This is a genomic window from Roseisolibacter sp. H3M3-2 (assembly GCF_029211165.1).
GTDB lineage: Bacteria > Gemmatimonadota > Gemmatimonadetes > Gemmatimonadales > Gemmatimonadaceae > Roseisolibacter.
This window is the reverse complement of the sequence record NZ_JARGEK010000639.1, coordinates 1-1,359: the sequence shown is the minus strand read 5'-3', so window position 1 is coordinate 1,359 and position 1,359 is coordinate 1. Positions and strand designations below refer to the sequence as shown.

The following is a 1,359-nucleotide window of genomic DNA, read 5'->3' as shown; positions in this document are numbered from 1 at the left end:
GCGCCGACGAGGCGCACTGGCGCGCGTCGCGCCAGTGCGCCTCGTCGGCGTGGATCGGCTCGTCCGGCCAGTCGCCCTCGACCGGCATCGCCGGCGCGGCGCCGTCGACGCGGCGCGCGACCTCGCGCGTCCACGCGGTCAGGTGCAGCACCAGCTCCCAGATCGTGTGCGCGCCGGGGACGGCGCGAGTGGCGGCGGCGTGCGCGTCGACGCCCTCGAGGAGCTCGACGAGCGACGGGCCGTGCCAGGCGTGGCCGTCGACGGAGCGGCGGAGCGTGTCGGCGAGGCGGGCGACGGCCGGGTCGAGCGCGGGCATGGTCAACGTCCCTGCTGCTGGCGGCGCGCGTGGCGGGCGCGGAGCCGCGCGGCGCGCACGCGCGACAGCCCGATGAGGACGACGGGGAGGGTGGCGACGGTCCACACCCCGGTGAAGACGCGGCGGAAGGCGGCCGGGCGCTGCTCGACGTCGAGCGCGTAGTACAGCGCGAGGGCGACGGCGTGCACCGCGACGACGCCGAGGACCATCACCATGAGGTGGCGCCGCAGCTCGCGCGCGGCGCTGACGGGCGCCTCAGGCATACAGGCGCGCGATCCAGTCGGCGGCTACCGCCGGGCGGTCGCCCCCCTCCCGCTCGATGGTGACGCGCCAACTCACCTGCGTGCCGCCGTCCCTGGCCGGCTCCGCGGCGACGACGGCGACGCGGGCGCGAACGCGCGAGCCGACGGGCACCGCGGCGGGGAAGCGCACCCTGTCGAAGCCGTAGTTGACGATCATGCGCACGCCGTCGATCGCGACCGCCCGCTGCACCATCGGCACGACGAGCGACAGGGTGAGCAGCCCGTGCGCGACCGGCCCGCCGTACGGCGACTCGGCCGTTGCGCGCGCCGGGTCGAGGTGGATCCACTGGTGGTCGTCGGTCGCGTCCGCGAACAGCCGCACGCGCTCGGGGGTGACCTCGAGCCAGTCGCCGACGGCGACCTCCCGGCCGAGGTGCTGGGCGAGCGCGGCGGGGGACGCGAGGCGCGTGACGGGCATGGCGGGGGGCGGCGGGACCGGGGCGCGGCGACGGACGCGGCGAAAGGTCACCGCGCGGCGCGCGCGCGTCCAGCGCGGCGGCGGGCGCGTTGACAGGGCGGCCGGGCGGGGACGAGCTTGCGGCTCCCCCTGCGCCCGCCCGCCCGCGCCGCCGTCCGGCGGAGGCCCGCCTGTCCCCTGCCGCGCCCGCCCGTCGTTCCGCGCGCCCCGGCCTGACGCTCCTCGAGCTGCTGGTCGTGCTGGTGCTGCTCGGCCTGACGGCCGCGCTGGCGGCGCCGGCGCTGCGCCCGCCCTCGGCCGCCGCCGCGTCGCCGCTCGCGCGC

4 protein-coding genes are annotated in these 1,359 nt (G+C 79.0%); 1 reads left to right on the top strand and 3 read right to left on the bottom strand.

Annotated elements, in window-relative coordinates:
- The 3 genes from PYV61_RS25335 to PYV61_RS25325 form a co-directional block, all read right to left on the bottom strand.
- Nucleotides 1-316 (bottom strand): DinB family protein (locus tag PYV61_RS25335; RefSeq protein WP_275836664.1); only part of this gene is annotated, 316 nt, incomplete at its 3' end.
- A 2-nt stretch (nucleotides 317-318) separates the two neighbouring features.
- On the bottom strand, nucleotides 319-579 hold the full coding sequence (locus PYV61_RS25330) for a hypothetical protein (protein WP_275836663.1): 261 nt from the start codon (nucleotides 577-579) through the stop codon (nucleotides 319-321).
- Nucleotides 572-1,036 carry a MaoC family dehydratase gene (locus PYV61_RS25325; RefSeq protein ID WP_275836662.1) on the bottom strand — a complete coding sequence of 155 codons (465 nt, stop codon included), beginning with the start codon at nucleotides 1,034-1,036 and terminating at the stop codon, nucleotides 572-574. The genes PYV61_RS25330 and PYV61_RS25325 overlap by 8 nt, the downstream gene beginning before the upstream one ends.
- A gap of 89 nt (nucleotides 1,037-1,125) precedes the next feature.
- On the opposite strand from PYV61_RS25325, the gene PYV61_RS25320 reads away from it, so the two are divergent.
- Nucleotides 1,126-1,359 (top strand): prepilin-type N-terminal cleavage/methylation domain-containing protein (locus PYV61_RS25320; RefSeq protein ID WP_275836661.1); only part of this gene is annotated, 234 nt, incomplete at its 3' end.